This window comes from uncultured Algoriphagus sp. (assembly GCF_963974365.1).
Lineage (GTDB): Bacteria > Bacteroidota > Bacteroidia > Cytophagales > Cyclobacteriaceae > Algoriphagus.
The window spans coordinates 68,961-90,803 of record NZ_CAXBBX010000017.1; the positions used below are offsets into that span (position 1 = coordinate 68,961).

Annotated in this window: 17 protein-coding genes; 15 read left to right on the forward strand and 2 right to left on the reverse strand. The window is 41.9% G+C overall.

Features of this window, described 5'->3' with window-relative positions:
- Positions 1-27: 27 nt before the first annotated feature.
- On the reverse strand, positions 28-1,257 hold the full coding sequence (locus AACZ87_RS20105) for an FtsX-like permease family protein (protein ID WP_339869866.1): 1,230 nt from the start codon (positions 1,255-1,257) through the stop codon (positions 28-30).
- Positions 1,258-1,268: 11 nt separating this feature from the next.
- Positions 1,269-1,655 (reverse strand): 30S ribosome-binding factor RbfA, encoded by a 387-nt coding sequence (gene rbfA, locus AACZ87_RS20110; RefSeq protein ID WP_339869868.1) that lies wholly within the window; start codon positions 1,653-1,655, stop codon positions 1,269-1,271.
- 209 nt (positions 1,656-1,864) lie between these two features.
- On the opposite strand from rbfA, the gene AACZ87_RS20115 reads away from it, so the two are divergent.
- The 15 genes from AACZ87_RS20115 to AACZ87_RS20185 all read left to right on the forward strand — a co-directional run bounded on the left by AACZ87_RS20115 (position 1,865) and on the right by AACZ87_RS20185 (position 21,836).
- The gene (locus AACZ87_RS20115; RefSeq protein ID WP_339869870.1) at positions 1,865-3,127 is read left to right on the forward strand and encodes a hypothetical protein; all 1,263 of its coding nucleotides are present in this window, start codon (positions 1,865-1,867) and stop codon (positions 3,125-3,127) included.
- A gap of 228 nt (positions 3,128-3,355) precedes the next feature.
- Positions 3,356-4,627, forward strand: coding sequence for a hypothetical protein (locus AACZ87_RS20120; protein ID WP_339869872.1), 1,272 nt, complete (start codon positions 3,356-3,358; stop codon positions 4,625-4,627).
- A gap of 243 nt (positions 4,628-4,870) precedes the next feature.
- Entirely contained in the window at positions 4,871-5,479 is a 609-nt protein-coding gene (locus AACZ87_RS20125; RefSeq protein ID WP_339869874.1) for a DUF4255 domain-containing protein, read from the forward strand.
- Positions 5,476-6,603, forward strand: coding sequence for a hypothetical protein (locus tag AACZ87_RS20130; RefSeq protein WP_339869876.1), 1,128 nt, complete (start codon positions 5,476-5,478; stop codon positions 6,601-6,603). The genes AACZ87_RS20125 and AACZ87_RS20130 overlap by 4 nt, the downstream gene beginning before the upstream one ends.
- 14 nt (positions 6,604-6,617) lie before the next feature.
- Complete coding sequence (locus AACZ87_RS20135; protein WP_339869878.1) at positions 6,618-8,357, forward strand: phage tail sheath C-terminal domain-containing protein; 1,740 nt, start codon at positions 6,618-6,620, stop codon at positions 8,355-8,357.
- A gap of 26 nt (positions 8,358-8,383) precedes the next feature.
- Positions 8,384-9,841: a phage tail sheath C-terminal domain-containing protein gene (locus AACZ87_RS20140; RefSeq protein ID WP_339869880.1), complete on the forward strand. Its 1,458-nt coding sequence runs from the start codon at positions 8,384-8,386 to the stop codon at positions 9,839-9,841.
- A gap of 40 nt (positions 9,842-9,881) precedes the next feature.
- Positions 9,882-10,316, forward strand: a complete 435-nt coding sequence (locus AACZ87_RS20145) for a phage tail protein (protein WP_111320708.1) — start codon at positions 9,882-9,884, stop codon at positions 10,314-10,316.
- Positions 10,317-10,319: 3 nt separating this feature from the next.
- A complete protein-coding gene (locus AACZ87_RS20150; RefSeq protein ID WP_283413554.1) occupies positions 10,320-10,790 on the forward strand; it encodes a phage tail protein in 471 nt (156 codons plus the stop codon).
- A gap of 4 nt (positions 10,791-10,794) precedes the next feature.
- Positions 10,795-10,950, forward strand: a complete 156-nt coding sequence (locus AACZ87_RS20155) for a DUF5908 family protein (RefSeq protein WP_283413553.1) — start codon at positions 10,795-10,797, stop codon at positions 10,948-10,950.
- 11 nt (positions 10,951-10,961) lie between these two features.
- Complete coding sequence (locus AACZ87_RS20160) at positions 10,962-11,753, forward strand: hypothetical protein (protein WP_339869883.1); 792 nt, start codon at positions 10,962-10,964, stop codon at positions 11,751-11,753.
- A 1-nt stretch (position 11,754) separates the two neighbouring features.
- The gene (gene vgrG, locus AACZ87_RS20165) at positions 11,755-13,509 is read left to right on the forward strand and encodes a type VI secretion system tip protein VgrG (RefSeq protein ID WP_339869884.1); all 1,755 of its coding nucleotides are present in this window, start codon (positions 11,755-11,757) and stop codon (positions 13,507-13,509) included.
- A gap of 3 nt (positions 13,510-13,512) precedes the next feature.
- Positions 13,513-13,791 carry a PAAR domain-containing protein gene (locus tag AACZ87_RS20170; RefSeq protein WP_283413550.1) on the forward strand — a complete coding sequence of 93 codons (279 nt, stop codon included), beginning with the start codon at positions 13,513-13,515 and terminating at the stop codon, positions 13,789-13,791.
- Between the two features lies 1 nt (position 13,792).
- Entirely contained in the window at positions 13,793-14,206 is a 414-nt protein-coding gene (locus tag AACZ87_RS20175) for a GPW/gp25 family protein (protein WP_339869885.1), read from the forward strand.
- Positions 14,203-17,589 carry a baseplate J/gp47 family protein gene (locus AACZ87_RS20180; protein ID WP_339869886.1) on the forward strand — a complete coding sequence of 1,129 codons (3,387 nt, stop codon included), beginning with the start codon at positions 14,203-14,205 and terminating at the stop codon, positions 17,587-17,589. Before AACZ87_RS20175 ends, AACZ87_RS20180 begins: the two co-directional genes overlap by 4 nt.
- 11 nt (positions 17,590-17,600) lie before the next feature.
- A complete protein-coding gene (locus AACZ87_RS20185) occupies positions 17,601-21,836 on the forward strand; it encodes a hypothetical protein (protein ID WP_339869887.1) in 4,236 nt (1,411 codons plus the stop codon).
- The last annotated feature ends 7 nt before the right edge of the window (positions 21,837-21,843 follow it).

The window sequence follows — 21,843 nt, forward strand, 5'->3', positions numbered from 1 at the left end:
ACTAGTGGATAAGGAATTTATTTAGTATTAGATTTCCTTTACTGTATCCACCTGAGAAGCGATATAGGCAGGTCTGGAAGATGCAAAAAAAGTGATCGTAATCATGGCGATACTAATCCAGAAAAAATCAGTCCAAATCATTTTAACTGGGTAAGAGTCCACTACTCCCGAGGAAATCCCAAGGGAAACCAAACCAAATGTCTGCTGTAGCCAGCATACCAAATAACCCAAAACAATCCCAATCAAAGCCCCGCTAAACGCAATCATTGCTCCTTGCTTAAGAAAAATTCGTTTGATCAATTTCTCTGTTGCTCCCATGGCCTTTAGAACTGCTATATCTTTTTTCTTTTCGATTGACAGCATACTAAGCGAGAAGAAAATATTGAACGAAGCAATCCCGAGGATAAAGGTCAAGGTAAGGAAGACAAAAAACTTCTCCATCTTCACAGTACGGATCAGATCAGCATGCTGTTCATCTTCATTTTTGACCAGAAACTCCTCCCCTAAATGGTTTTTTAATCTTTCATGAACTTCAGCGATTGAATACCCATCCTGAACCTTCACTTCCAGCGCAGTTCTTTTTTCTCCGTACCTAAGTAAGTCTCTGACAAAACCAAGAGGAGCAATCACATATTCATCGTCAAACTGGCGCTCACCAATGCTAAAATAAGCAACTGGGTCAAGAACCGCTGTTTCATAGAATTGGGATGGATCGATGGAAGCGGCTGTTCTCGGAGCTTTGGGATAAAAAACTTTCAGAGGGACATTCACATCGTCCAGATTCACCGAAAGAAAAAAACCAACTCCCCTACCCAAAATCGCAGCGGGATTTAGCTCTGTTCCTAGCGTGGTATCTCCCCAGAAATAGCCTCTAGCAAACCTTCCTTGATCCAGAAAATTATCAGATACTCCTTTGAGCCTTCCTATCATCTGGTTGCCATTGTAATCCAGCAGGGCATTGTCTTCGATGACTTCAGTGAGGACCGCTACACCTTCAAGGCTTCTAATGCTATCCAGCCACTCTTCGCTCGTCATAAAACTTTTGCCTTGAGCAGCCTCAATTTTCAGTTCAGCGTCGAAACTAGCAAAGATACCGCGAATCAAATCCTCCAAGCCATTGAATACAGACATCACAATCACCAAGGCCATCGTGCCCACAGCAACTCCTATCATAGAGATTCTGGACAAAATGGTGATGAAATTTCGCTTTTTCTTACTGCGAAAATATCTGGAGGCTATGAAAAAACTGAGATTCAACGCTAGCTAGATTAATCCTCTTCTTCTTGATCCTCTTCTTCAGGCGGTGCTGGCGGAATAGCTAGGTTAGAAATCACCTTATCCATATGCTGAGCATAGGCAGCTGAATCATCTGGGAAAAATGCGATTTCAGGAATTACACGAACTGATTTCCCGATTCTCTTGGCCAATTGATGTCTGATTTCCTTCTTGTGCTCATTGATCAACTTATACGTCGCTTCTGGATCAGCTAATAAAAAGCTTAGGTAAACTTTTGCCAAACCCAGATCTGGACTCATTAGCACGCGAGTAATAGTCACCATAGCCCGACCGACTAGATGTTTTGATTCTTTTTGAAATATATCGCCCAACTCTTTTTGGATCAGTTTGGCGTATTTTTGTTGTCTTTTACTTTCCATATGAAGTATTTGTGGTACAAATTTAGCGAAATAGTTGGGCAAGCTTTAATTTCGGGCAAAACCAACCAAACACTCTTCTCCAATTTACCTTGTTTAGCTTTTTCAAATTAAATGATCCCTTCAGGCTAATCGGCATAGGAATATACATTCTCCTGCTGACAATCGTCTATTTAACCCTTAATCCTTTCCCAATTACCAATCCACAATTAATGTGGATGCTTCTTGGAGAGCGTCTAGGACAAGGATATTATTTATATCAAGACATCATTGATGACAATGGGCCGCTTTCAGCCGGGTTCTTTACTATTATGGATTTACTCTTTGGAAGGAGCCTGTTTGCCTATGAGATAGTAGGTAGACTATTAATTTCCTTCCAGATTTTGTATTGGAACTCAATGCTGATCAAGTTCAAGGCCTTTGATATTAACACCTATTTTCCAGCGATTATCATGGCTGCGCTCTTTCATTTTTCCTTTGACTTACTGAGCTTGAGTCCGGCCTTATTGGGAAGTTGTTTCCTGATGTTGGCACTAGGGCAGCTTTTCTCTCAAACTGTTTTGCAAAAAGATTCGAGTGAGTCTACGTTGCTGATTGGAATTTATGCAGGTCTTGCTACAGGGTTCCACCCAAATTATATTCTCTTTCTACCTTATATGATCTTCACAGGAATCGCCATCAGTAGCTTTTCCTTTCGTCAATTGATGCTTTCGCTGGTGGGCTATTTCCTTCCATTGCTGTTGATTTCAGTGTTTTATTTCTGGAATGATGGTCTTGAAGAAGCTATACAGATCTGGCCTCTGACCTTCCTTTCTCAAAAATATGAATACCAGTCTTTACTTGACTGGCTGATTATTGGCATATTCCCTCTCCTATTGGCTGTGACTGGATATTTCATGGCTACCGTTCTCCGTGGATCTACCATCAATCAGCAGAAGCAGCGACAATTAGTCATTATATGGTTACTGTTTTCTGTAGCAGAATTTTTTATTCTTAAAAAACAAGCAGCATACCAATTGGTGATTCTAATCCCAGGATTGACCTACCTCATCACACAGTTTTTCTTGAATACCAAAAAAGAGATTGTAGCTAAAATCGCATTTTATCTTTTGGTAGTCGCCTTACCTGCAGTTGGTTTCTGGTACTGGCAGCAAAAAATCTCAGGTTCAGAATATTTTGTAGACAAAAGCGAAACAACATATACAGGAAATATACTAGTGCTGGGGGACAATCTATCTCCTTATCTTAACGCTAAACTGGGCGGACCATTTCTTAACTATCAGCTGAGCAAACTTTACTTAGATCAAGATCGGGATTTGAGGGAGAAAGCAAGGCTATATCAAATGCTCCAAAAGCAAAAGCCATCAGTGATTCTTGATCCGAATGGAGATTTCCAAAATCTTCTTAAGCTATTTCCGGCACTTGAAGAGGAATACACTAAAACTTCAACAGGAGTTTTTGCCCTGAAAAAGTAACAAGCACTTCTTTTTTAAAAAACCCATAGGTCAACTTATGTTTTAATCATTTGATTATCAGATAAATAAAAAGTATTTTAAGGGGCGCATTGTTTTTTCCACGCCTTAGTAATCTTTTTAATGGAATCCCTGACTCGCCTACTGCATTCCTGCACTTTGCCTGAAAAAGTACAACTGGTGGAGTTTGCGAAAATAAAAAACCCCCCAAATTCTAAAAAGCTAATGCTCATGAAACTTTTTGTGAGCCATCCTGAGCTTTCGGATGCAGATTACGCTCAAAAAATCTATAAGAAGCCGGATTCTCCTGCCTATTTCCAATTGAAAAAAAGAGTCAAAGATGAATTTGAAGAACTTTTATTACTCCTCAAACCAACCTGTGTAAAGAAAGAAAATCAACTTCACATAGAATGCTCCGAATTACTCTTGAAAAGCGAGCTAATTCTTGCTAGAGGAATTCGCTGCGAAGGTTCAAAATTATTGGAAAGAGGGTTAAAAATGGCAATCAAGTATGGTTTTCACGACTTGGTTTTGACTATTTACAGCACAGCTGCACGATTTGGGATATGCGAAGTGCTGAACAACAGCGACCTGCCAGAACTTGAACTAGCGATTAAAAGTCACCTGCAATTATTGATCAAGAGAAACTACAAAAAGTCTGAACGAGAGCCTTCCCATCGAAATGAGCATCTAAATACCATGATTCGTCAATTGAATTACTGCCGCAATTCTTGGTTTATCCTAGATGACATCCATCAATCTATTCAGCATAAGGATTATAAAAATGCATTAACCCAGGTGAACCAGGCCGAGTCTAGTTTGAATTCTGAGATCGAGCCAAGCACAAAGGAAGAATTACAGATAGCAAAGTTGTCCATTCTACTTGCCCAGAGGAAGTTCACTGAACTAATCGAGGAATGCTTGGAATATGAAGAAACGGATTCCTATTCACTAGAAACAAGGATCGGTTATAGTCTGAATCGTTGGTATGCCCTATTTCACCTGAATAAACTAAATGAGGCAGAACAAATTCTTAGAAAAGAGCTGATTAAATTGGATTCTAGCCAGCAAGCAAAGTGGGCATATTTTGAAGCTTTTTTGTTTTTCAAGCAGAGAAATATGAAAGCAGCACAAAGACAAATACACGCCAATCAAAAATCTATTAAATGTACTCCTGACTATTATTTGGGATCAAAAATGCTTGAGTTGATGATACTTTTTGATCAGAATGATCAGGACTGGCTGGAATACAAAATTGAGAATTTTCGAAAATTAATTTCTCGTTACAAATGCGACACAAGCGCAAGAATTCATCATGCTTTTCATCTGTTCTTGAAGTTGCAAAAATCACATTTCAAAACTGATTTACAGAACCTAACCCATGATCCTGAATTTTTAATTCTTCAGAATGAAGCAGAAGGTTTGGAGTGGAAACCAGATACTTTTGAATTAATTCGTTACGATACCTGGATCTCAGAAAAGGTGGTAGGCCAAAACTCTTGATTTACATCTCAGCTACACCGAATTATCTATTGCCGTAGACTGACATTTATCAGTTTATAAGAATCATTCATGTCAACGGTAGCTCTCTTTTTCCGCTCATTCAAATGATTTTCAGCTAATTATATTTTTTTAATTCTTAATTATTGCATAAAACTCCAGTATTATTTCCTGTCTATTGCAAGCTAAGTTCAATACCTTGACAAAGGTTTTTAACTGGTTTTTTTAAACATTTTTTATACAGACATGATCCATTCCACTTTGGAATTTTTAACCGCAGAACTCAATGCCTTTATCAAGCTAAAGGTAGGTGACACGATGGGGAATAGAATTTATCTCTCCAGTGTCACCAATGAATCTGGGCTCGCCATACCCGATCAAAGCCTTGGCCTCTCACTTATAAATATAGAAGAAGAGCGCACGATCAAAGAACAGCGAAGCACCTATATCAATGCTGTCGGAAAGACCGAAAAGAGAAATCCAGAGATACAACTGAATCTATATGTGTTGATCACTGCAAACTTCCAGAACAAAAAGTTAAATGATTCCTCGGATGACTATGTGGAAGGACTCAAGCAATTGGGATACGCCATTGCTTTCTTCCAATCCAAAAATATATTCACGAAAGAAAACAGTCCTGGCTTGGCAAACTTCGATCCTGAACTTTCAAAAATTGTCGTTGAGCTATACAGTTATTCTTTTGAGCAACTCTATAACTTCTGGACTGTGGTGGGCGCAAAATATCTGCCCTCTGTTTTATATAAGGTTAAGACCCTGAAAATTCAGGAAAATGCTATTCAGGAAAGCGGAGATCCAATTGAAAAAATACATCTCGATACTCTTCATAAATCATGAGCATAATCTACACCCGCCTCGGCGAAGTAGCGCTTCGCCATGACTTTTACCGCGACGGCTTGGCCAAAGACCTGATTCTTATGCCTTCAGCTGAAACCGCGCATTTGATGAAAAATGGCAAAATCCTATTCAGAAAAACACCTGGAGGTATTGTATTACTCTATCGTGCAGAAGATGATGAAACTACTCCTCTTACGCCATTAGCCTTACCCCAGTCATTTTTCTTCTTTTTCAAACCAGAGAATGCAGGCGCATTTCTTCAGGTAACTGACCTGGATAATGGTTCTGAAGAATTTCAAGCCGGCAAAATTCCTTTTTTTCAAAATATTCCGGCAAACGCCTCAACGGCGAGTGAAAATCCAGAGGAATTGTCTTATCAATTATTAGATGGGCTTAGGCCAAAAGCTTTCTCCATGCAGCTCACACTAGATCCGATACCAGGTTCAGTTCTGATCAAGGTCAGAAATGCTGCAGGAGAAGTAGTATCAGCCGGAAAAGATTCTGTGGGAAATCCATTGCCTGATGGATATGAAATCAATCCTGATGAAAATGGCCTTTTTAGAATTCTTTTTGATCTCAAAGGAAAAAAAGAAGGTGTTTACACATTCACACTTAGAAATTCCGGTGATACGGATGACTTGTGGTCCAAGAAGTACTGGCTTGGTGAATCCGCCTCGGGTCAGCCATTTGGCTTGATTGAATTACGATACCAAGCTGCTCCTAATCATCTCTATGGAGCAATGGAATACTACCAAGTTTCCTTTTCAAGAAAAGAAAGTCGCTGGACTTATTTCGTAGTGAATGGCAACAATAAAATAGATCTAGTTGCTACGCAGCTGCAAATTCAGGATCAAGGAAATGTAGGCAGCGTTCCCTATGGCTCCTACGCATTTGACCAGATTGGGGCTAGTCCAAACGCTGACATTAAAATAAATAATCTGGAAACAGTGGTTTTTCGCTCGCAGAGTAAGATTCCATACTTCGAAATTCCAAAACTCAATTTTCAGCTTAGAAGAACTCCCGGAAATCAGATTCTAATCCCAAACCTCCCAAATCCATCCCGATCCGCTCCGACTAAGCAAAGTGGTGGAGAGGCAAACTCAGAAATATATGTATTCATCTAGCAAACAATCCGAATATGGCAGACTTTAAAACCCCCGGGGTTTATGTTCAGGAAATATCAACCCTTCCCGCCTCTATTGCTCCAGTCGCGACAGCGATCCCAGCATTTGTAGGCTATACCGCTACTCGCGAAAAAAATGGTGAGACTTTACCGGCAAATAAGCCAGTTCGAGTCAGTTCTTATTTGGAATACAAGGAGATTTTCGGTGAATCCTATCCTGAAGACTATGGTGTAACCTTGACTGAAGCATCGGACGGATCAACAGTGGTAGAAATCACGGATCCAACAAATTTTTCGCCTTACCGCATGACTTATCAGGTCTTCATGTATTTCAACAATGGTGGTGGCCCATGTTACATTGTTCCTGTTGGAGGATTCGTAGCCGGACCTAATCCAGCTCCAGCATCTATCGACCCTGGCGAATTGATAGCAGGGATTAATGCGCTGGAAGAAGAAGACGAGCCAACACTTTTGGTGGTACCAGAGGCTGTAATTCTGAGCCCAACAGATCGAAAAACTATCCATGACACATTAATAGCGCAATGTTCCAAACTCCAGGACAGGTTTGCCTTGATGGATGCACTAAACTACAATGGACAAAGTGTTCAAGAAGATGGAGACTCTTTCCGAGATGAAGTAGGTAGCAGCGATTTGAAATATGCAGCTGCTTATTATCCATCGCTGAAAACCTCACTTTATAAATATTATTCCGAATCCAAATTGACCATTACTGATAATAGAGGCGGAGCAGGTTTAGGACCATTTCACAATAAAAGGCTTACTACTGTTGGTAACGGTGATGCTTTTGCAACTGCAACAATACGCATAAATAATACTGCAAATATCGATGGTGATATTATTACTATCGGAAGCACAGCATATACAGCTGGTATTACTTTTACTCCAGGCGCCACTGATATCAATACCGCGGATGCCTTGCTAAATGCAATTAATGCAACTGCAGACCCACTTTTTACTGCTTCCCGAACCCCTTCTACTTCCACACTCACGCTCGTGGCAACCACACCAGGAATTGCTGGGGCACCTATCGCCCTGACCTATGATGACAATGGCGATGGAGGGGCTGTCATTTCAGGTTCAGGCACTTTCTCTTGGCAAGCACCTGATAAGACTCTTTATAATTCTATAGTAGCAAAGCTGCAATCCAAAAAAATGGAACTCTATCCATCTGCATCGATGGCAGGTATCTGTGCACGGGTTGATCGGCAGCGTGGTGTTTGGAAAGCGCCGGCAAATGTGGATGTGAGAGGAGTAATCAAACCAGTAGTCTCTATCAGTGCGGAGGATCAGGGTTTACTCAACGTAGATCCCACTTCAGGAAAATCTATTAACGCGATACGCTTTTTCCAAGGAAAAGGAAACTTGGTTTGGGGAGCTAGAACACTCGCAGGAAATGACAATGAGTGGCGCTACATCCCTGTCCGCAGACTTTACATTTTTGTAGAAGAGTCGGTCAAAAAGGCAACAGAATTTGTGGTGTTTGAACCAAACGATGCCAATACATGGCTCCGGGTAAAAACCATGATCGAAAACTTTCTGAGCAATCTTTGGCGAGATGGAGCTTTGGCTGGTGCCAAGGCTGAGGAGGCATTTTTTGTGCGGGTAGGTTTAGGGCAAACTATGACCCCCTTAGATATTTTGGAGGGAAGGCTTATAGTAGAAATCGGTATGGCGGCAGTGAGACCGGCAGAATTCATCATCCTGAAATTCTCTCATAAACTTCAGGAATCTTAATCCATTTCATTTAAAAAAATTTAGCCATGTCAATTCAATCAACGCCAGGCGTATATATCGAAGAAATCGCCACTTTACCAGCATCGGTAGCTTCTGTGGAAACAGCAGTCCCCGCTTTTATAGGTCATACAGATCTAGCTGAAAAAAACGGTGAGGACGTTCGGGGAGTCCCAACACGAATCACCAACATGCTTGAATTCGAAGGGATTTTTGGTAAAGGAAATCCAGAAACTTTTACGATTACGGTGGTGGACAGCTACGACGCTGCTAAAGGTTCAGGAGAGAAATTAGCAACCAGAAAAATCACTGCTACCCCTCCTGCCACACCAAGCCCTTACAAGCTCTATTACAGCATGCAGCTCTATTTTTCCAACGGTGGTGGCCCATGTTACATCGTGTCAGTCAATGATTATGACAATCTACCTGTCAAAGGGGATTCTGCTACTCCTGCGAGTATTCTGGGAGGTCTTGAAGCTATCAAAGCGATCGACGAACCAACCTTGCTCGTCTTTCCTGATCAAATCCCCACAGATCTTACTGGGTCTGATTATAAAGACATCTACGATGCAGCACTTGCCCAATGCGACTCTTTAAAGGACAGGTTTGTAATAATAGATGTCAAAATAGTTACTGCTGACCCTTTTGCTGATGCACAGAATTTCAGAAATAATGGAATAGGAATGAGCAATCTAAAATATGGAGCGGCATACTATCCAAACTTGAGTACTTCTTTGAATTACGCTTACTCTCTAGCAGATCAAACGATCACGCATACTAGCAATTATCCTTCTGGAGGAACTCTTACAGAAGCAGGAGCTTCTGATACGCTAAGCTTAGAAGCTCTTGAAACTAGCGAACCAAGTATTTATAGGGGAATTCTAGCAGAGATCAAAAAACAATACATCACTTTACCTCCATCAGGAGCAGTTGCGGGCATCTATGCAAGGGTTGATCGTCAGCGTGGTGTATGGAAAGCTCCGGCAAATGTGGATGTAAGAACAGTAATCGGTCCATCGCGCAAAGTTTCCCATGATCAGCAAGCAGCACTTAATGTAGATGCTACTTCAGGAAAATCCATCAATGCCATCCGTACTTTCACTGGTAAAGGAACGCTAGTTTGGGGCGCAAGAACATTGGCTGGAAACGATAACGAATGGCGATATGTACCCGTGCGAAGACTCTACATTTTTGTGGAAGAATCAGTGAAAAAAGCGACTGAATTCGTAGTCTTTGAGCCAAATGACGCCAATACTTGGCTGCGAAGCAAAACCATGATCGAAAACTTCCTTTCTAAACTTTGGCGGGATGGAGCATTGGCAGGTGCCAAACCCGAAGAGGCATTTTTTGTAAGAGTGGGACTCGGTCAGACGATGTCTGCTCAGGATATTCTCGAAGGGCGACTCATTATCGAAATCGGAATGGCAGCAGTAAGACCTGCCGAATTTATTATCCTGAAATTCTCTCATAAGCTTCAGGAATCCTAACCTAACATTTCATCGAAAGCAAACTTAAAATCAAAATATTATGGCAGTAGCATATCCAGTTTCCGTGTTTCATTTCCAGGTAGAATGGGGCGGATCCCGCATAGGTTTCACAGAAGTATCAGGCCTTACTGTGGAGCTACAAAGCATAGACTATCGTGAAGGCAGCTCACTTGAATACCATGTGAGCAAAATGCCTGGCATTCCTCAATATTCAAATATCACATTGAAAAGAGGGGTGTTCAGAGCTGACAACGAATTTTTCCAATGGCTCAACACGGTAAAAATGAATAACATTGAGCGTAGAGACCTCACCATCAGCTTGCTCAACGAAGAGCATGAACCAGTGATGGTCTGGAAGGTAAAAGAAGCTTGGCCGTGCAAAGTGGAAGGACCTTCCTTGAATTCAACAGGAAATGAAGTGGCGATTGAAACGATCGAGCTTTGCCACGAGGGATTGGCAATCGAAACCCCGTAAACAATGGCGCTATTTCATCCACCAACCGGGTTTCACTTTCTAGTAAGGTTTGAAGGGCTTTTACTAAAATACCCGGCCTTACCTGATATAGGGTTCCAAGAGGTATCTGGATTGAGCGTGGAGATAGGAGTTGAGGAATATGCCGAAGGTGGAGAAAACCGATTCAAGCATAGAATGCCTAACCCGATTTCTTATCCAAATCTAGTTTTAAAAAGAGGGATGGCAATCAGTTCTCAAATCGCAAAATGGTTCAAAGACAGCGTGGAAGGCTTTCAGTTTGAAACGCAGGATATCACGGTCATTCTTTTGAGTCCAGAGAAGGTTCCTCTGCAGGCTTGGAATTTTGTCAATGCCTGGCCAGTGAAATGGTCGGTGGAAGGACTCAATGCGATGGAAAGTTCAATCATGATCGAAAACATAGAATTCGCCTATCAATACTATAGGAGGATTAGTCCAGACGACCTTTTGCCATAAGAAGATGCCCATAGAAATCAAAGAACTCATCATCCGTACTACGGTGGATGCAGCAGAAAGCAAGCCTACAGGTAGCGGAAATAAACTTCCGGATACAGGTGCAGTAATGGACGGAATTAGAGAACTGAGCCGAATAATTAAAGAAAAAAACGAGCGCTAAAACTTAGCTAAATGTCACTTTTAGATATTTTTTCTCAAAAAGGAGGGTTAGAAAAGCTGAAAATCACAGCTTTCAAAGACGAAAACTACAATGAGTCCACTGCGACTTATGTGGTGATGTATAATCCTACAACATTCAGCCAGGAATTCAAGTCTAAATGGATTCCAGAAGAAGGGCCTTCCGATGGAAAACAATATCAATTCAGGACATTGGAATCTGACTCGGTATCTTTTGAGTTTCTTTTCGATGCCAGTGCTGCTTCCCCGCCAAGTGAGGACAAATCAGGTGATACAAATTTCTCTTACCTCGGAGAGGACAAGCCAAATCTGGAAAGTATCTCTAGCAATAAAATCTCTGCGATAGAACTTATAAATCAGGACAAACACGTAGATCGTGCAATTCGGAAGTTTCTTGATATCACACAAAACATTCAGTCTGACACGCATAAGCCAAATTACCTGCAGATCAACTGGGGAGCCTATCAATTCAGAGGAGTTTTGGCCTCAGCCACAATTAATTACAAACTTTTCAACAGCTCAGGCCTGCCCATTAGAGCAACTGTCACGGCCAATTTTGACCAATCCCTTTCCCGACAGGAACAAGCCGCAACTACAGCCCGGACTTCACCAGACCTGACTCATGAGCGCATTGTAAAAGCTGGAGACACCTTGCTTTTAATGTGTCAAAGAATCTATGGAACACAGGAATATTACTTGGAAGTAGCCCGCGCAAACCAATTGGGAAATTTCAGAAAACTCATTCCGGGCCAGAAACTCATTTTTCCCCCAATAGCAAAAAACTGATATGCCTTTAGTCCCGATAGCTACACAAAGCAACCTAGATCATGCCACCTTCAAAGTATATTCTGAAGGTCAAGAACTCCCGCCTTCTGTAGGAGTGGCAATGATTGCTATCCGCAAAGCTGTGAATAAAATTCCGATGGCGAAGCTGGTGCTTTTCGATGGGGATATCTCAACGGGTGAGTTCCAATGGAGTGAAGGCGACTTATTCAAGCCAGGTGTAAAACTGAAAATTGATGCGGGATATGATAATAGGGAGGAGACTATTTTCGAAGGAATAATTATCAAGCATGGACTGGAAATCTATACCGACAAAGCATCAAGACTAATTCTAGAGCTTCGTGATCCTGTGATCAAAATGACTGTCGGGAGAAAAAATAAGTACTTTTTTGAAAGTAGCGACAGCGATGTGATGGAAGAGTTGATTGGCAAATATTCCGGTCTGGAAGCTGAGGTAGAAAGCACTAGTTTATCTCACGCAGAGATTGTTCAATACCACGCTACTGACTGGGACTTCATCCTGAGCAGAGCTGACGCAAATGGACAAATCGCTACAACAGAAGCTGGAAAAGTAACTATCCAAAAGCCACAAACCAGTGCTGATCCTATCATCGAACTTCAATATGGAGATAATGTCGTAGAGTTTGAGGCCGAGATGGATGCAAGGCAGCAATATGCTGCGACAACAGGATTTAGCTGGGATTTCATCAAACAAGAAGTAGCCGAAAAAGAGGGAGCTAATCCATCTATGGACTTTCAAGGGGACATCAGTGGCGATGATCTAGCAGCAGTTATTGGTCTGGAATCCTTCCAGATGCAGCATGGTGGTCTATTAGCAGACGAAGAACTTCAGGCTTGGACCGATGCTGGTCTGATGCGAAGCCGACTTTCGAAAATTCAAGGCAGGGTAAAAATTCTTGGTGATAACACGGTAAAACCCGGAGACATGGTAGAGCTGAAGGGCTTTGGATCACGATTTAATGGCAAGGCCTTCGTGTCTGCCGTCTACCACGAGATCTCTCCCAATCAAAAATGGTTTACCCACCTAGGTTTGGGCTTGGATCCAAAATGGGTTTCTCAGCAATACGATGACATCATCGATGTGCCTGCAGCAGGACTGGTTCCAGCAATCAAAGGCTTACATATCGGCATTGTGACTGCATTAGAAGGCGATCCTGATGGAGAAAATCGAATTAAGGTAAGACTACCGCTCATAAGCAAAGATGAAGAAGGAATCTGGGCAAGATTTGCGTCACCCGATGCTGGAAATGAACGGGGAATATATTTCAGACCAGAAATTGAAGATGAAGTCATAGTCTCTTTTATCAATGAGGACCCTCGAGATCCAGTGATTTTGGGCATGCTTCACAGTAGTACCAAACCTTCTCCCTTTGAAGAGAAAGATGATAATCACGAAAAAGGGATTGTAACTAGAGACAAACTCAAGTTGCTTTTCGATGATGACAAAAAGACAATTTCTATTGAGACTCCAAATGGAAATAAAATCCTCCTCACAGATGACGAGGGAGCTATCCTTTTGGAAGATGAAAATGGAAATAAGATCAGTATGAATAGCGATGGGATCACAATCGAAAGCGCTAAGGATCTCATTTTGAAAGCGAATGGAGATGTTTCCATTGAAGGAACCGGTGTGGAGGTAAAAGCCAGTGCCCAACTCAAAGCTGAAGGGTCAGCAGGAGCAGAAGTTTCCTCTGGAGGACAAACAGTTATTTCAGGTTCACTAGTACAAATCAACTAAACTATGCCTGCAGCAGCACGATTCGGAGATACAACTACACATGGGGGAACCATCATTGGCCCAGGAGAACCTACGGTATTGATCGGAGGTATGCCTGCGGCAGTTTTGGCTGACAACCATGCCTGCTCATTGCCTCCAAATTCCCATCAGCCAACAGTCAGCCCCTTCATAGCTGGAAGTGCAACTGTCTTAATTGGAGGAAAACCCGCAGTGAGAGTTGGGGATGCATGTGTATGCGGTGCTTCAGCTGCTGTGGGAGAACCAACTGTAATCATTGGATAACATGGAAAATAACAAATCATTTCTAGGTAGAGGCTGGGCATTTCCAGTGACTTTCAGCTCTGAAAGCCAGCAAGTGCAGATGGCAGAAGATGAGGAGGATATCCAGCAGAGCCTAATCATACTCCTAAATACTACGCTGGGAGAACGGGTCATGCGTCCTGATTATGGTGCAAATATGGAGGATCTACTATTTGAAGCGCTGAATGTGACCACTGCAAATATGATTGCAAACCGAATCAAAAAAGCGATTCTGTTCCATGAGCCAAGAGTGAAAACTGAAGACATAGACCTAAGGCCAGATTATAATGAAGGAAGAATCGAGGTCTTGGTCACCTATACCATCATTGCCACAAACAACCGAAGAAACTTGGTGTATCCTTATCTATTCACCGAAGCAACAGACATTGAATTATGAGTAAAGACTGCAACGATCTTACCCTTCCCGGCAACGGAACTAGCCGCGCGCAAAGACTTATAGAAGGTCTTTTGCCTGACTGTGTCCGTGTGGATGAGCGGAAAATGGAAGATTTGCAGGCATTTGCAGTAAAAATTGCAGGAGAATTAAAATTCATCAAAAATGAAGATCCTTGGACTGTAGGAGATTGGTCAGGATTTTTCGATCAGAAAATACAGGAAAACCAATTAACCAACCCTCATTTTGCTCTTTTCCTCGCCTTCTTAAAGCTTTTCAATTTTGCGCAGCAGGACATCAATTCTATAACCCAGAGGCATTTAGATTTTTATTACCGTGATGTACTTCGGTTGAAAGAAAAGCCGGCAGAGTCTGATCAGGTTTATTTGATTATTAAGCTTGCAAAGCATATTCAAGAACATTTTCTTACCAAAGACACGGACTTCAAAGCTGGAAAAGATGACTTAGGAAAAGAAATTCTTTTTCAAACAACAGATCCAAACGTTATCAACAAGGCTGAGGTCAGTTCATTGATGAGTCTTTTTAAAGATGAAAATGGAAGGCTTTACAAATCCTCAATTGCCAATTCCGCAGATGGATCGGGTGCAGAAATTCTGTCTGAAGAGAAACAATGGAAGACCTTTGGAAAACCCTCTACACAATTCCCAAATCAGGATCGAGAGCTAGCCACCATAGGCTTTGCATTTGCTTCTCCCATTCTGCTGATGGGAGAAGGAACACGCAAAGTTTCCTTAAGAATTCGATTTGAACCAACCGAGGGGTTATTAGAAAGATTGCGAACGCTCGCGCTGGATAAAACCTTTGAAATCTGGTTTAGCGGAGAAGAAGAGTGGATTCGCGCAACTATAGGATGGGAAAACGCTGCAGATACTGTGGATGCAGAAGTGTTGGCATTTTTAAATAATGCTACTTCTTGGCAAGACATCGCTGGGCTGGAACCTCAATTCGGGCCAGTAATAGATGATCCTGAATTTGGCCAGCACCGTCCGTTCAAGGGCTATGACATAGGAGAGATCACTGCTAAAAATATTCTAAGTCGAAGAGATTCATTTTCTACCAAGAGATTTTCGACTTTGAATCAAGTAGAAGCAGTCCGCGGAGTTGGCTCAGACAAAATCAATGACCTCCGCTACTCCTTTCGGAACACCAAACACAAGCTCATTTCTGGTCCTTACGGAATCGATCTGATTTTGAATTGTATGCTGCTGCCGGAGGATCCAGCAGTGGTAAATTATGACGAAGAAGTCCTGCTGCAACGAATTCAAACCAATTCACCAATTATGAAAGTGAATTTGGCGAATACCATCCAAAGCTATGGCTATGAGATTCTGAAAGATTGTGAGGTAAAATCAGCCACTATCAAAATCGATGTAGCTGGCGTAGAAAACCTGATCCTGCAGAACGACCAGACCATTTTACCGATTGGCAAAAACATTCAGCCCTTTGGATTCAGGCCAGTCAAAGGATCGAATTTTTATATCGGAAGTAAGGAGGTTTTTGGTAAATCCCCGAAAACGGTTGAGTTGAAATTCAAATGGCATGGACTACCGGAAGCTACCACGGGATTTGAAGACCAATATGCAGGTTATGAATCTCGAAATAACCAGAGCTTTACAGCAGCTGTGGATTTCTTGGATCAGAAAACCTGGAAACCCATCAACGCATCAAAATCACTATTTCAAGGAAATAATAGTCTTCCACTAAGCACTGACAAAACAATAAATCTCAGCGGTGCAGCTTGGAATTCAATCACAGAAGATCCCGATTTAGAGCACCTTACCCAATGGTCCCCAGCTTCCAACCGTGGTTTTCTTCGATTAAAACTGAACAGCCCAGATTTTGGACACAAGGAATACCCTCTACTTTTTGCCAAGGCTGCACTTTCCCAAGCTTCACCAACAATTACTGATATAGCTCTTCCTAAAGAGCCATATACTCCAGAACTTCAAACGGTTAGTCTAGATTACACTTCTGAGGAAGAACTGAATTTGAAGCAAAGTAAATGGGATGGTTTTTTTCATCTTGGGGCATTTGGAGAGGCAAAAGTTTCAGGACAGAATGAGAGTTCACCATTGCTGCCTAACTATTCTGATGAAGGAGAATTGCTAATTGGACTTTCTTCTCATCAAAAATCACAAAACATTCAGCTCTTAATTCAGATTCTGGATGGCTCTGCCAATCCTGAGAAACCTGTTCCTCAAGTCAATTGGAGCTATTTGGCAGGAAATCAATGGAAAGAATTTGATAAATATTCCGTCCTAATTGATGAAACAAATGGACTGATTCAAAGTGGATTGGTATCCTTTGCTATGCCCCGAGAGGCAGATAATACGCATACGATTCTGACAGATCAGCTTACTTGGCTGAAAGCTTCAGTCAATTCTGATTCGGATGCTATCCCTGATTTTATTGCAGTTCTAGCACAAGCCGTCAAGACAAAGTTTGAATCCTACGAGAACGATCCTTTGCGAGTGGGGAAAGCAATCCCAGCAGAAACTATCAGCAAACTTAAAATAGGTGAAAGTGCGATCAGTAAAATCCTGCAGCCTTTTTCATCCTTTGGAGGCAAAACTGCTGAATCCTCCAATGATTTTTACCAACGAATTGCTGAGCGGATTCGCCATAAGCAACGTGCAATCACATCTTGGGATTACGAGCATTTAGTTTTGGAGGAATTCCCTGCAGTGTATCAGGTAAAGAGCCTCAATCATACTAGCTACGATGGAGATCTCACAAAATACCGTGCCTTGGCTCCTCGAAATGTGACTTTGGTCATTATCTCAAATGTGCAAAACAAAAATGCCATCGACCCGCTTCGTCCAAAAGCAAGTGTAGCCCAGCTGTCTACGATCCGAGATTTTATCACAAGAATAAATCCTCCGGGAGTTTTCCTACATGTGGTAAATCCAGTATTTGAGGAGATTCAGGTCAGAACAAAAGTGAAATTTCACTCCTGGGCGGACAAGAACTTTTTTGCCAGAAAACTGGAAGATGATCTCAAGGCTTTCCTTTCTCCTTGGGCATTTGAAACGGATTTCGATTGGACTTTCACCGAATCTTTACACAGCTCAGTGGTACTTCACTTTGTGGAAAAACTGGAATATGTGGACTACTTGACCTGCTTTGAACTTTACCATCTGGTCAAAAATCCAGTTTCTGGAGAACACCTTTCAAGAACCAGAGTAGAGGCAGCCAAAGGCACTCGCGGAGTTTCGGTCCTTGGGTCAATCGGCACATTGAATTCCTATGGAGATCATCTTATTGAAGTGTTGGAAACTGAGGATTGCCTCTGTGAGGACAATGAAATAAAACCAGCTGCGAGCATCGCATCTGTAGAAGACGAGGACTTGGATGAGGCATTTTGATACTTAAAAAAATGGAACAGTCAATAACCATATCGAAAGCGAAACCTACCATCAAAAGCATGGATTATGAGCTACTGCGTACTGAAGCAATCAGCTATATCCAACGCGTGGGAGGAAAAATATGGACTGACTACAATAGTCACGACCCTGGCATCACCATTTTGGAAGTACTTTGTTATGCAATTACAGATTTGGGATACCGAAGCAATTTTCCCATACAGGATCTCCTAGCTGATGAATCTGGAAGCTTGAAAAACCAATTTTTCTCAGCTTCCGAGATCCTTCCCTCCACACCTGTCACGATAAATGATTATCGGAAATTTTTGATGGATGTGGAAGTCCTCGATGAAGAGGATTTAGAATGCCCTCGTGCTGGAATCAAAAATGCCTGGGTAATTATTCGCGAAAGCAATGAAATTGCTATTTATCCTGACAGAAAAGAAAAAACCTTAGCATACAACCCTTTTCCAACAACCGAAGAAGCTCTTCAACTTGGGATTTTGTACGATGTTTTGCTGGAGTTTGACTCTTGCGAGAATCTTGGAGACCTCAACGAGAATAAAATTAGCATGGAAATCGAAGTCGTGGAACACCCAGATTTGGAAGGTGTGGTCATCGATATCCAGATTGAATTCCCGAGATGGGATGATACCAAAGTGGATTGGGCAGATTCGGTTAGCATCCGCAAAAATGTACATGCAATCTCCATTCAATTCCAAAATGTGCCGGATGGGATTACGCTTGAATTCGACCTCAGTCCAAGCAATCTCATTGAATTAAAAGGTAACAAACTAGTGGCTGAGGGCCTTGATCCTCTTGAGGGACTAGGAACTTTGAGCAATCAGGTAAATACGTTCACCTACTCTAGTCCTGAGGGTATCTTGGCATTTTACCTGAAAAAAGTAGCCAAAATCAGACAGATTCTCGGGAAGGCAAAAGGGAGTTTACATGCCCATAGAAACCTATGTGAGGATTTTGTGGATTTTCATGCATTGAGAGTGGAGGAAATCCTGGTTTGCGCAGACATAGAACTGTCTCCAAACGCTCCTATTAATGAAACTGAAGCACTGATTTTTCAAACAATAAGCGCATTTCTTTCTCCTCAGGTCAACTTTTTCAATTTGGAAGAGATGCTCAATCGCTGCAAAAATGAAGCATTGCCGATAGCCAAGATCCAGCAAAATCCAGCAAAAATCTGGATCGAAATACCAACCTCTGACTATCCAAAACCAAAGTCCAGCTTAAGTATAATCGGCTCGGGTGGAAACGTAGGTATCTATGAGGCGCTTGAGGTGAGAACAGATCCAAAAAACAGTAAACTCTGCGAAATCCTACTTAGTCCAAATTTCCCCTCACCGGTTTTGATGGATGACGATCAAGTATTTCTAGGAAATTGGGAGGAATCTCAATGCATCCCAACAGAAAAACTTTTCGAAGGACCACTCCTAAAACATGGCTTTATAGATGAAGGAGAACTAGCTAAAGCCGACCGAAGATCCAGCATTCATGTAACGGATCTGATCCATATAATTATGGACATTCCAGGTGTGAAGGCAGTTAAAAGTATCCAAATAGCGAACAAACCACAGGATAATGCCAGCGGATCTATTCCATCTAAAAGTGTAAGATGGTGTCTTGAATTAGCAGTGGATGAGTATTACGTCCCAAGACTAAATACCGAACTGTCTAAAATCACTTACTACAAGGAAGAATTGCCTTTCCGGGCAAATCGGGAGAAGGTCGAAGATTTGTTGCAAGAATATAAAGCTGGCGAACGCAAGCAAAAGATCTATTATCCTAAAATGGATTTCGATTTGCCAACGGGAAATTTCAGAGATCCGGGAAATTACGATTCCATCCAAAATGACTTTCCGCTGGTCTACGGTATCACAGAAGCCGGTATGCTTCCAAAATCCCAAGGGAGGCCGAATCTGCTCCAAGTGCAGCAATTGAAGGCCTATTTGATGGTTTTTGAGCAGATGCTGGTGAATTACTTGAGTCAACTTGCCAATACTAGACACCTATTTTCCATAGATAATAGCACTGATGAATTTGGAAACCCAATCATTGATGCGACTTATTTTTCCCAGAGCTTAGAAAATCTAACACCTGATGGAGCAGCGCTTTGGAAGGATTTAGTAGCTCTTGAACCTACAGTCAAAGAAATTACAGAGTCGGTCGAAGACTTTCAAATCAGAAGAAATCGCTTCCTGGATCATTTGTTAGCACGTTTTGCCGAGCAATTTACCGACTACGGTTTACTTGCGCTGCGACTAAACCCTGTAAAAGGCCAAGCTAGATTGATTGAGGACAAAATGGCTTTTCTCAATAACTATCCGAAAATCTCCTCTTACCGAGGAAAAGGATTTGACTACAAAATCGGAGATCATTTTTGGCATCGGGAAAACTTGTCTGGACTGGAAAATAGGATCCAAGGATTAATGGGAATTAGAGAAAAATCTGCTTCCTGGCTCCGATTCTCTCCTGCATTTGAATTTGTGGAAGCTTCTGGCAACTGGAAAGTTCAGGTGAAGGATTCTTCAGATGTAGTTCTATTCGAATTAAAAGCAGTTTTTCAAAGTAAAGAAGAAGCTGCTTTGGCGTTAGAAATTGCACTTTTGATCGGAGCAAGCAAAGAAAATTACCAGATTAGCACAGGAGATTCAGGCTTCTCATTTGAATTGCATTGGGATGGAAAAACTGTAGGATCAAGCTTAAAAGTTGATTTTGGCGACGATACCGAAGGAGGTGATGCAGATCTTGCTCTTACGGAAGTTTGGGAGATTTTTCGAGAAGAATTCTTAAACAATCCCCTCGCAAATCGCAAGAATTTAAGTCTTGCTTTGGAGGCATTTTGGGAAGCCGATATCACAGTTAGCCTAGCTCCCGCGCCTCCGAAATACACCTTAGAATATGCTCTTTTTGACGCCCCTTTCGGGGCTGGGATAAAATTGATTGAAGGAACTTTGGAAGTAGAAGTTCCAGACGCTACTTCAGAACTGGAGCTACAAGAGCTAGCAGAAGAACGGCTAGAAGAGCTTATTTGGCAGATTTGCACTGCTGGAGTAATGCAAGCAGCCTATGTTACTGATCCTGCTCCTTATTCTTCACCTTATAAATTCTCAGTTAATGATCCAATCCGTGGGGGTATGCTTGCTAAAAGTGTGGAATCTAACTTCAATGCTCCTTTAGCCACATCCATTTTAAATGAGGATTGGGGAGATGCTTGGCTGGTTCAAGCTGGATTCGAACCAATAGAATTGAACTTCACAGAAGCCACGGCGATTGGTCCATTCATTCAGCTCAAAGCCAATCCAATGCCGCAAAAGTCTGATCAGATTCATTTCGAGCGTGCTTTTGAGATTATTGGGTTAAATGTAGAAGCACATGAAATTAAAATAGCAGGGCTACAAGCAGCACTCTTTGAAGATTTCGAGGATTTTGAAGTTCAATTTATACAGGGTGAAACCGAGCATTTGATTTACTACACCATCCATCAAATCCGGGAAGAAGATGGGGATACTATATTGGTAACTAAGAAAAAGCCAAGGCCTGACTTGGTAGAAAATCCTGAAAATGCCGAAGAGCAGCCCGGAGGTTTCGTGATTCTCAGCAGACAGTTTGAGGTAAAAACTGTGATTGGAGACTCTTTTAGAATACTAGGCGGAGCGGAAACGAAAGCAATTCAAAAAGTACAGCAATTTTTCGTTCGGGAATTTTTCTCACATGAAGGGACACATCTGATCGAGCATATTTTACTCAGACCAAAAGTAAAAGGTAAATATAAGCTGCCTGATGGACTTGGCGGATTTGTCAATGAAATCCTGGAAGATAAGCTCCTAGATCCGCACTCAGAAGATGAATGTGTCTGCACACTTGATGATCCTTATACCTGCATGGCGCATGTGATTTTGCCTTATTGGGCAGGTCGCTTTACAACTACAGACTTCAGGAGATTTCTGGAGAAAAAGATAAAAAGGGAGACTCCAGCGCATGTGTTTTTGACCATTTGCTGGATTAGTCCTAGCCATATGAAAGCGTTGGAATTGGCCTGGAAACTTTGGCTACTCGAAACGCTAAAATCTACTCAGGAGCCCAAAAAGCTTGCTGAGACACTCGCAGGGCTAATTGATGCCTTGGCGCAAATCCGAAACGTCTATCCTGTAGGCACTCTTCACGACTGTGACGAGGATGACAATTTGGAAAACTCCATCATTCTCAACTCCTCATCACTGGGAGAATTTTAACCACAAC